Annotated in this window: 6 protein-coding genes; all 6 read left to right on the top strand. The window is 50.6% G+C overall.

Annotation, left to right across the window (positions count from 1 at the left end; translation table 11 throughout):
* Positions 1-3: 3 nt before the first annotated feature.
* The 6 genes from MXE41_RS03345 (at position 4) to MXE41_RS03320 (ending at position 11,057) form a co-directional block, all read left to right on the top strand.
* Positions 4-657: a hypothetical protein gene (locus MXE41_RS03345; RefSeq protein WP_247099366.1), complete on the top strand. Its 654-nt coding sequence runs from the start codon at positions 4-6 to the stop codon at positions 655-657.
* Between the two features lie 450 nt (positions 658-1,107).
* Positions 1,108-3,267, top strand: a complete 2,160-nt coding sequence (locus MXE41_RS03340) for a vWA domain-containing protein (protein WP_247099365.1) — start codon at positions 1,108-1,110, stop codon at positions 3,265-3,267.
* Positions 3,268-3,933: 666 nt separating this feature from the next.
* A complete protein-coding gene (locus tag MXE41_RS03335) occupies positions 3,934-5,745 on the top strand; it encodes an ATP-binding cassette domain-containing protein (protein ID WP_247099364.1) in 1,812 nt (603 codons plus the stop codon).
* Positions 5,745-6,950, top strand: coding sequence for an ABC transporter permease (locus MXE41_RS03330; protein ID WP_247099363.1), 1,206 nt, complete (start codon positions 5,745-5,747; stop codon positions 6,948-6,950). Before MXE41_RS03335 ends, MXE41_RS03330 begins: the two co-directional genes overlap by 1 nt.
* A 376-nt stretch (positions 6,951-7,326) precedes the next feature.
* The gene (locus MXE41_RS03325; protein WP_247099362.1) at positions 7,327-9,237 is read left to right on the top strand and encodes an SUMF1/EgtB/PvdO family nonheme iron enzyme; all 1,911 of its coding nucleotides are present in this window, start codon (positions 7,327-7,329) and stop codon (positions 9,235-9,237) included.
* Between the two features lie 167 nt (positions 9,238-9,404).
* Positions 9,405-11,057: a hypothetical protein gene (locus tag MXE41_RS03320; RefSeq protein ID WP_247099361.1), complete on the top strand. Its 1,653-nt coding sequence runs from the start codon at positions 9,405-9,407 to the stop codon at positions 11,055-11,057.
* The last annotated feature ends 405 nt before the right edge of the window (positions 11,058-11,462 follow it).

Below are 11,462 nucleotides of genomic sequence, written 5' to 3'. Positions count from 1 at the left end.
CATATGCCTGTAGTTGATTCAACTGCCCGTTACAAACATCTTGGTCCGGGCAGGGGCAAAATAGTCATTGAGAATTTCGACCCTGATTCGGCTATCGATGACTACAGGGACGGTCTTGATATTCTGGTCATGGATCGTCACGAAAGACCGCTGGAGTTCTGGGAGTCACCAGCCGAGGACAACTTCCTGCGTATTGTGGCCAAAAACGCCCGTAAGAGAATACGCGAGTTTGAGTTTGAGGTTGACTCTTCCGTGGTTAATCCCATGGCTAACAGTGACAGCAGCGGTGAATATCTGCTCAAGATCAGAGGCAGGAATAATTACATTCTCCGTTTTGTGCTGACCGCCCGTCAGGCCGAGGGCGGTATGCCCGAGGCCAGCACCACTTATTTCACCACTGTCAAAAGGGAGCCTTCACTGGCCCCTCAGGCAATGGCTGAGGATTATCAGTCAGGAAACGATGAGTCTGGACAGGGGCAGCATGCTCGTGAAAATGAACATGCAGCTCATGCCCATGTCTTTGATGAGGCTGCGCTGGAGCGCAGGCGCATCAGGGGCAGCAGAATCATGCTGGTAGTAGGTATTATCTGCGTCATCGGTCTGCTTGCCGGAGCTGCTCTGTTTGTGATGAATCTTATGGACAGCAGAGTAATCTGACGGTGAGACGTCCAGTAACAGGACGGCGACAAAAAGGTTCATAAGGCTCCTGATCAGGGAGTTACTCAGCAACTGACTCTGACAGTGACTCTCCAGATGAATTTGACTGTGAGTCTGATTAATGTCATGGCATGGCATCTGATGCCATGCCGTAACTGTGTGCGGGCGCTGCCACTGTGGCTCTGTCAAAGCAGGCGCTGCCACAGCAGGAGCTGCGAACTTTTAAAGATAAGCGCATACTGTCATATGGCGGTAATGTGAACCTTATTACTTTATAAAGCATTTATTACAGGTGCAGCTGGTCATTGAGGCACGTGCTGAAACTCAAGGCACGTATCCATATCCATATCCTTATAGGCATACGGTCATACTGCTGACCAGATTACTTTATAAAGTATGTTGATGACGGGCGCTGCTCAGGAACGCAGCACTATTTTGAGGAATAACACTGTGTTTAACAGCTTTTTTTCACCTGGCCGCAAGGCCGGTGCTTTGACTGCACTTGCCATGGCAGTTGCTATGGCTGTGACCTCAGGTCAGGCTGCAGCTGCTCAGAGCACTGATCGCAAGCCTTTACTGATGGAAGGCAAAACCACTTTATATCAGCGTGTGCTGTCCACACCAGCCTGTCTGCTGCACGAAAAGGCCGATGCCTCTGATGCCGGCCGCACTGTACCGGCCCTTAGCCAGTACTATGTTTATGGCGAGCAGGGCAATATGTATGAGGTAGGCTCAGATTCTATTGGTACCGTTTCAGGTTTTATGAAAAAGGACTGCGCCGTACCATGGAAGATGCAGCTGGCCCTGATGTTTACCAATCCGGCCAACCGTAATCGTGCTCTTATTTTTGAGCAGGAAACTGCCCTTGATCAGATTATCGACAATGAGGACGGTGCTTCCCGTTATAAGAAACTTTACGATCAGGTAGCCAAGACCAAAACAGCCGATAATGTGATATCCATTGAGCCTGAGGAATATGTTGACTATCAGCAGAAATTCTATCTGCTGCCTATTCTCAACAGTGTTGAGAGCATGTATCCGGATGGCTCGCTTGTGTACAAGCACGAGATTGCTTCCATTACTGCCAAAGAGGCAGCTAATGCTGCAAGTGCAACAACTGCAGAAACTGCAGGCAGCTCAACTGCCGGCAGTGCCGGTTCCCAGGGAGCTGCTGCTGGCAGCGGCACAGCTGCTGATGCTGGTACCAAGACGGCTGCAGCAGGCGCGGATAAGTCGCCGGCAGCCGGAGCTGATCCGGCCGCTCAGGCGGGCGACCCAACCATTGTAAGTTTCAAGTCAGCCGTAGTCTTTGTTATTGACTCCTCCATCTCAATGCGTCCATATATTGAGCGTACCAAGAAGGCTGTCAACAGCATTTACAAGAGCATTGAGTCGGCAGGCCTTAACGACAGCGTTCATTTCGGTCTGGTCTCTTTCCGTGCTGATACCCGTAAGGTGCCTGGCCTTGAGTACACCTCAAAGGTATATCTGCGTCCTGGTGAGGCCTCAACTGCCGAAGAATTCAACAAGAAGGTAGCCAGCCTCGATCAGGCAAAGGTTTCTTCCTCTCAGTTTGATGAAGATGCCTATGCCGGTATCGACCTTGCTCTTAAGGAAGTGAACTGGAATGATTATGGCGGCCGCTATATAGTTCTGATCACTGATGCCGGTGCTATTGGCGGATCCGATCGTGAAAGCTCCACCGGTCTTGATGCCGCCGCCTTACGAATGGAGGCTGATCATTACGGTGCTGCTATCTATACCATGCACCTGCTGACCAGCTCCGGTAAGAAGACCCACAAGAAGGCTCGTGAGCAGTATGAGGATCTGAGCTTTAATCAGGTACTTAACAAGCCACTGTACTATCCAGTCAACGCAGGATCAGTAGAGTCATTTGGCTCCATGGTTGATACTCTGTCCCGCTCTCTTACCAATCAGGTGCAGCTGGCAACTCAGGGTATGATGGCCGCCGGTTCATCACTTTCTGCAACTGAAGAGCAGCCTGCAGAGCCGGCTCCTGAGGAGGCTACCAAGGAGCAGAATGAGGCTCTGCAGGAGGACAGCCGCAAGCTCGGTCTGGCCATGCAGCTTGCCTACCTTGGCCGCGTCAAGGGTACTGAGAGTCCTGAGTTCTTAAAGGGCTGGATGTATGACCGTGATGTTGATGACCATAACAAGCAGGTATGTGCTCCGGTAGTTCTGGTGAACCGCAATCAGCTCAGCGACCTTTACAATCTTGTAAATGGCGTACTACAGGCCGGTATTGCAGGTCAGCTCTCCAGTGAGGACATGTTTACTCAGCTGCAGGCTCTGGCAGCTCAGATGGGCCGCGATCCTTCACAGCTGTCAAAGAGCTCCTCCATTGGTGAAATGGGCATTATGGGTGAGCTGCTCGATGAGCTCCCTTACAAGTCCACCATTGCCTCAATGAATGTTGAGGACTGGAACAATATGGGCTCTCAGGAGCAGGAAGAGCGCGTACGCGCCCTGGAAAACTCTCTGAAGTATATTCAGCACTGTGCTGGCGATAACGACCGCTTTATCCGCCTTAACGAAGATGCTGACAGCTCAGAGGAAGTTTACCCTATCCCTCTGGAGGCTCTGCCTTAACAGTACTGCGTGACGGGAGCAGCCCGGCGCATAAAATCAAGGGCCTGACAGATTTTTCTGTCAGGCCCTGCTGATTGATGGGGGTATGGTTTTTAATCCCGGCTTTGCCAGATGCGTTTTCAGGTCGCAGTCACAGCCATAAGGCCCTGCTTTCCTGCTGGTCCAAAGATGGCAGTTCTGTCCTGCCTTTACCTTGATATGGCTCTTTGCGCTTCCAGCTCAGGAGCAGGGGAATCATGACTGAATAAAACGCTGAAAATGGCGCATTAATGAGGAAAAAACTGTTGAAAAACAGCTTTTATTGCGCATCTGTGCTCAATTTTTTCACATTGTGAGCAGCAGGACAAAATGCCAGGAATAATCTGTTTTTAGGCTGATACACTTGCGCTATCATACATTCATACAAATTACAGTCAGACTTAATTCAGGACATATTCAGGATACCGGCCAGGATAGTCACACATGCTCAGGTGAGCCTGAGGTCCGGCCCATGCCCCGGATCAGGCACGGCCCTGAAAACAGGGGCAGCACGGCATGCTGCACAGCAGGCTGCAGCTGCTGCGGCTAAGGGGCGGTGGTGGCCGGTTAATCACACATAAGGACTGCATAAGGCCAGACAGGGCTGTGCAGATGATGGGTTAATAACTTAATCACAGGAAAAGCGTCATGCTTGAGATTAAAAACCTGAAAGTTGTCAGGGGCTCCTTTAACGTCACTCTGCCAGAGCTTTTCATCGATGATGGAGAGTGCGTTGCTCTTTGTGGCATCTCGGGTTCAGGCAAGTCAACTTTGATGGAGGCCATTGGCCTTCTGACTCCGGCTTTGTCAGTTGAGCAGTTTGTGCTTGATGATATTGAGGTCGATATGCTCAGCAATGGCGATTCAGAGGCTTTGCGTATTTCTGAGGTGGGCATTATGCCTCAGACAGGCGGCCTTTTGCCTTATCTTACAATCAGGGAAAATCTCGTTCTGCAAATTCACCTGGCGCTCAGAAAGAAAATAACCCCGGTTTTCAAAAACAAGCAGGTCTCAAAGCCGGTACCGAATACTACAGTGGCCCTGCAGGAAGCTGAGGAGCGCGCTGCAGCAAGGCGTGCAGCCCGCGAGGCCACTGCAGAGAAGGCCTCTGAGGATCACTCATGGCTGGATACACTTAATGATGAGTGCAGCGTTCTTGACGGAGCCAATGCCCGCTCAGGAACATACATTCAGCTCAGTAACCCTCATGATCAGATAAATGCCCGCACTGGTACCGTTCCTGAAGCCGTGCGCAAAGAAAGCCGTATTCCTTACATCAAGGGTGATGATCGCTACAGTCGTACTCTGAAGATAAGCAATGAGTCCGGTAATGAGCAGTGTGCCAACTTTATGCGCTCTCTTGAGCCTCATATAGAGCGTCTTGGACTTGCCGAACATCTTGACAGGCGCCCTGATCAGCTCTCAATTGGTCAGCGTCAGCGCGCCCTCTTTCTCCGCTCCATTGCTCACAAACCACGTCTGCTGCTCATTGATGAACCTACCTCATCTCTTGACCCTGATACAGCAGCAAGTCTCTTCCGCTCCATAGATGAGATTTCCCAGGAAGCACGTATTTCAGTGCTGCTGGTTACCCACGACATTGGGGCTGCATCCCGTTACCGTCGCTACATCTACGACAAGAATGCTTCATATAAAGAACATTCGGTCTTTGTTGCAGCATCTGACAGTGGCGACAGGCAGCGCATCCCTGATGGTGATGGCCGTTTTATGTCAGGACATGCCATTGATTTTCCGGCCGCCAGCAATTTAAGTCAGAAAGTTCACGGTGGTGATGGAGGCGATGTCGATGAGGATATGCGCAATACTGTCTACAAGAGTGATGAGCAGGGCTTCCATGAGATAAGAGCAGCAGGAGACAGCAGCAGGGCCGGTGATGTGGCCGATGAGCTTTATCGCGGCTATGGCGGATCTTATGATCAGTTCAACTACAGCTCAGCTGCAGGCAGCCATGGAAAGGCTGATGATGATCTGTTCAGAGCAGGTGATGCTGCTGTTCATGGCTTTGGCGGTCGCAGGAAGATAAACGACCGTGTGACCCATTACACCACATCGCTTGAAAATCTTCAGGCACGCCTTAAAAGGCAGAGCAACAGTCAGGATGGTCATAACGTCTATGGAGCTTCACTGACTGAGGCTGGAGCTAATCTTTATACAGGAGCGGTGCATCTTCCTGGCAGTGACTACAGGGGCAGAACAGCCTCTACCCATATTACCGGGCAGGCCGCTGTCAGCGCCATTGCAGCCCAGTCAGGCACGGCCATGGCTGGCGCTGATTTAACCGCAGATATCAGTGCTTATGCCGGGCCTGCCGGTGTGGGCGGACCTGATGGAGAGGCAATGGTCGATCCTCTGCAAAGCAGACCAGGTGGCGGTATGGCAGACAGCGACAGATCGGATCTGTCTGAAAGTCAGAGTCAGCAGACAGGGGGAAGAGTCTGATGTTATTTAAGCTTGCATACAGGGAACTTACCTGGGACCGCATCATGAGCATCTGTCAGGTTGCGGCCATAGCCAGTATTATTGCGCCACTGCTGCTGCTCTTTTCCCTGCGTTACGGCATTCTCGAAGAGCTCAGGGAAAATCTCATGAATGATCCCAAGGTGCTTTCTCTGACTCTCGATACTTCCTATCGTCTCGACAGTGCCTTTTTTAACAAGCTCAAGAGTAATCCAAATGTGGGCTACATTATTCCTGAGGTCACAGCACTCAATGCCCTGGTGGATATCAAATTCCCTGGCGGTGTCAAAAGAGCCGAGGTTATTCCTACCAGCCCGGGCGATCCTGTAGTGCTGGGATCTGATATTGCCTACAGCTCAGACAGTGATGCTCTTGCAGATCATGAGACTTTCATTAACGAGAGTTTTGCCCTTCAGCGTAACCTCAAGCCTGGCGATACCATAACAGCTGTAATTTCCCGTACCCGTGAGGGCATGCGTCAGAGTGCCCGTATTGAACTTACCGTCAAAGGCATTATCAAACAGCGCTTTGTCGACAAGGACAGCATCATGGTTAACCTTGATGTGGTCAACGCCATTGATGATTACCGCAACGGCTATGATCCGGCTTTGCTTACTGACGGCAATTATGTGCGCGAAAAAGACCGTATCTACGCAAAATTCCGTCTTTATGCCCGGGATCTGGCTGCTGTAACACCACTGTATTATTCACTTGTCGAGCGCCATCTTAATGTCACCTCCAAGATTCGTGAGATTGAGAACGTCAATGCCATCAGCAGGGTGCTCAACTTTGTTTTTGGTGTGGTTGCGCTGGTTTCCGTTACTGGTGGCGCCATTGCTCTGGGCGGACTGATTTTCAGCTCACTCAAGGCCCGCCGTCGCAATCTGGTGCTCTTAAGACTGATGGGCCAGACCAGATCAGATATCTATCTGCTTGCCACCATAGAGGCTGTCATTATTTCCCTGGTGGGCTTTGTCCTTGCCTATTTCCTTTACAGCATTGGCTCGGGCATCTTCAATGACTACTTCCACAACCTCATGATGGGACCTGTCATCAGCCGTCTGACCACACTGCACATAGTATCGTTCCTGGGGGCAACAGTAGGTATTGCCTCAGCAATAGCTCTGCTTTCCACCCATTATGTCTTCCTTAAGGTTCAGATAGCAGACATTCTGCGTGAGGCCTGATCTATCTGAGCGAGGCCGATCTCACTGCATGAGGCCTTATTTCTGTTTTCAGGATGTCTGGCTTTATTTGTGAATCAAGGCCTGTCAGGCTTGCCTGACAGGCCTTAAATATAAGAAAAAGCACTGTCCCGGAAAAAATGTTGCTGCCTGTTGGGGCATGCTGTGCACAAAATCACACTTGCCACGGTTATCCCAGGTTTCCGCTGTTAACATTGACCGTGGTTATGGCACTGTTAACTCTGTCCTATGGTGCACATGCTTTACCGGTCATGAGCTCTGACCTTTTTCAAAACAGTTTTCTGCCAGCTCTTCTGAATTATGGTATTTCATGAACGCAGCTACAGTGACCTGCTTTCTTTCCCCGGAGAAAATCATTATGCAAAAGTCCTTACTGTCACAGGCCTGTGCTCTGACCGCGCAGGGGTATAACAGCTTCAGACACCGAGGCACAATGATGCTGCTTGGTGCGCTGCTGGGCATTGGCGTTATGGGCGTTGCTGCCATGACTTCGCCTGCACATGCCGCCAAAGCTGATCAGACATGGAATCCAAAACCGGCACCTGATGATGTGACCGTTGCCATGCCATGCGGCGGATCCATGGTATTTAAAAAGGTTTATACCAGCAATGACAAGAAGCTGGATGACAAGGGCTTTTCAGCAGGCAGTAACAATTCTGATTCCATGCTCTCTCAGTCCCCTAACGGCCGCTATATCCAGGGCGCCTTCCATGATAAGGACGGCTATTACTATCTGATGGCCAAATACGAGCTTACTGAGGCTCAGTACAAGGTGCTCAGCTCCTGGGATGGTGGAAAAGGCAAATGCCCGACAGCAAAATTCACAGTCAAGGACCGTACCCCAAAGACTGGTCTGTCCTGGTTTGATGCTGTCAATCTGACCCGTTCCTATTCTCTATTCCTCTCTGGTGAGGGCGCCTCCAGCGCACCAAAGAGCTCTGACAGCGTTCCTGCCTTTGCCCGCCTTCCTACTGACAGTGAGTGGGAGTTTGCAGCCCGTGGCGGCATGAATGTGTCCTCATCTGAGTTCAGTGCTGACGTCTTTCCCTTTGCTGATGGCAAGACTATTGCCGACTATGCCTGGTTTAAGGGCCAGGGAAGTTCGTCAGATGGCAAGGTGCGTGTAATTGGTCTTAAGGAGCCAAATCCTCTGGGCTTTTACGACATACTGGGCAATGTCTCAGAGATGATGCTAGATCCTTTCCATGCTACCCGTACCGGACGTCTTCACGGTCAGTCAGGCGGCTTTACAGTACGCGGCGGCAGTGTGTTAAGTGGTCCTGATGAGATGATTACAGCCTACCGATCAGAGCGCGCTTACTTTACAAAAGGTAAAGAAACGCAGGGTCGTGACATGGGTCTGCGCATGGTGCTGTCATTACCTTTTACCACTTCCATTAATGAAGTTCGTGACCTCAATGCTCAGGTAGCCAAACTTGGTACAGATGATCTTGCAGATACCAAGGGTGGTGGCAGTGTTAATACTCTGGGTGAGCTCGACAAGATCCTTGCCCAGCACAAGGCAGCTCAGGCCCGTGCCGAGGCCGAAAGCAAGAAAGCTATTGCTCAGGCTGAAGAGGCCCGCAAGAAGGCTGAGACAGCAAAGTCTTCAGCTAAAGCCGGATCCGATGCAGTCAAGGCTGAAAACGAGCAGCTCAAAAAAGAGCTGGCCGCTCAAAAGAGCGAGGCTGACACTGCCCGTAATGAACTCAAGAACATGGGGCAGTATATTCTGACCATGAATCAGAACCTCAACAAGCTGCGCGCCAATATGATTGAGTCCAATGCCCGTCGTGACGAAATGCGTGACCGCGCCATTATCTCCAGTATGCGTCTGGGCGGATACCTTTGCAGCAGCATTGCCAAGGCCGAGGTTGAGCGTGAGCTCAAGGACAATGTTCTGTCCATTCTTACCCGCACCCAAAAGAGCATTCCCTGCAAGGATGATGACAGCAAGTGTCTCAAGCGCAATGCCGAGCAGCTTAGCAAGGCCGAGCAGAATGTAGCCATAGCCCGAGTGACCGTTGACTATCTGCTCTCTTACTATGCCGATCACCTGACTGACACCAACGATACCTTCGATCACAAGTTCATCAAGGCTCAGCTCAAGAACGCTCAGCAGGCCATGGGCAGAAACAACGGTGAACTCCACCGTTACATTGCCCAGTTTGAAACTGATGCTCAAAAGTACCGCAATGGCAGCCGCGATCTTGAGGAAAACAAGAAGCGCTGGCTCAAGCAGTGTCTTGGTATTGCCCGCAACAAGTAGCAGGCACAGGCAGTGCCATGGCATTGACCGCTACAGTCAGCATGCCCAGGCATTGCCGGTAACAGGCAGTACCATGACCAGATGCTTTGGAGCAGGGGCCGGTATAACAGTATCAATGCACTTGCAGCCCCTGTTTTAGCAGCAGCTTAAGCCTTAAGGACAGTCAGATGTTACGTTTTATGCGCCTTGACAGAGAGGCTCTGGCCCCTCAGACGATTGATGCCGTCATGGGCATGTCATCACTGCTCGACACCATCAATGCACCTGATAATGCCCGTAATCTCATTGCCCTTGCTGAGGCTGATGGCACTAAATTCAATTTTTCTACTGTTTACTCAGGCAGTATAAGTACTGTCTTTTCAGTAAATGGCCAGCCTCAGTTTTCTGAGGCGCAAAAGGATGCAGCTGCACACTATGCAGCTCAGAAGGAGGCCCTTACAGCAGCTCTCAACAGTCATTATCCTGAGGGAAGTGAGTCTGTACTGCCGCAAAATGATCAGGTCCTCTCCAGCATTGATTTACTGCGTCTGCTGCTCAAATATCCTCAGCATGTAGCTGTTATTGATGACCGTTACCCGGTAATAGTTCCGGCAATGGAAAGCAGTTATTACTCGTCCATGCTTGGGGCGGCTCGTGAGTTACAGGCAGCTGCTGCCGCAGCCGTGGCAGCCGCTGCAGCCGTGCATCAGACTGCACCATCTGAGCCAGTAACACCAGCACCTGCAGCTGCCCCTGCAGCTGCAGGCACTGCAGTGGCGGCCGGCGCTGCAGCAGGTGGTCTCAGCGGATGTCTGATTGCTGCTCTTACAGGACTGCTACTGCTTTTAATAGCTCTGGGCATTTATTTCTGGCTTTTCTGGCCATGGCCTTTTTATGAGGATAATGCCCTGTCTCCGGTTGATGAGCTTGCCGCGCTTGAGCAGCAGCTTGCCCATGATGAGGCCGTTCTGTTAAAGATCAATGACATGCTGGAAAAGACAGAAGCAATGATTGCTTTTGCCCAGGAGGACAGTCGACTAAATAACCTGGATGCCCAGCTGGCAAAACTGGACAATGATCTGCAAAAGCGCGATGAGATAGAAAAATTGCTCACCAGTACACAGGGGCTGATTGCTGCTGCAGAGAAAACTGAGAAAAATAACATCAAGGATCAGAAAAAATCCCCTGCAACAGCTGCCACCTTTAATGGAAAGCCGCTGCAGAAATGCGAGACCATTATCAGACAGGGAAAAGTTCCACACCTGCTTATTGCTACTGATGGTTCAGGCTCAATGATTAAGCCGCTCAATGATGGCACCATGCGAATAACTGCTGCCATAGAGGCAGCCAATGCTCTGGTAGACAAGGTCGATAAAAACGTTCCTGTCCGTCTGTTTGGCATACAGGGCTGTCCTCTGGCACGAGACTATGGCATCTTCAGTGGTTCCGAGCGCGCCAGACTCAAGCAGGCTATTGCTCAGACCAGTCCAATAAATGTTAGGGGCATGCTGCCCATAGAGGTTCTAACTCCCCTTATCAGCGGACTGACCGGCATGGTCAATTCAGCTCCAAAGGATGTTGAGAGTACAGGTATTCTTATTTCTGATGGCGTAGACACCTGTAAAGGAACTGAAGATCAGGATATTTGCGAAGTAGCCAGAAAGCTTCATAAAACCAGACCAAAGCTCAAAATTCACGTGATCCTCATTGGAGAGGATGCTCCTGATGCCAGGTGTGTTGCTGACATAACAGGAGGCAAGGTGTATCGTCCTGGTAATACAGACAAACTGATATCAGACCTGAAAAATGCAGGAAAAACTCTGGAGAAGGTCTGTTACTGACCCGGCACCTGAGTTCACCTGACATATGTATCAGCTGTCATTAGGGCGCCTGATCATTCCTCTGGTATGCATTCGATACCGAAGGTTCTCATAATCATTTCAGCTCAGCCCCATAATGACCATGTTAAGCAAATAGCAGCCATTCACAGCTTAGCTGTGCTCAGCCTGGCACCATTATGAGCCTGTTCAACTCAGCTCAGCCTGGGGCAGCATGGGGCAGTTAAGCACAGGCCCTTTCAGATAGTGTCAGTCGCTGCTGTTTTATGATTAATTAAAAGCATATAGTCGGACAATGTTTTGGAGGACGCACATTCCATTGGACCTTTTGAACCATGAAAAAAAAATTTTTCTTCAAAAAGTCTACAGGATTGACCTGTAATGTAGCTTCAGCTACCGCCTATTTGC

It is taken from the genome of Anaerobiospirillum sp. NML120449, assembly GCF_023051105.1.
Classification (GTDB): domain Bacteria; phylum Pseudomonadota; class Gammaproteobacteria; order Enterobacterales; family Succinivibrionaceae; genus Anaerobiospirillum.
The sequence above is the reverse complement of the archived record's forward strand: the minus strand, read 5'-3'. Positions and strand labels throughout refer to the sequence as shown.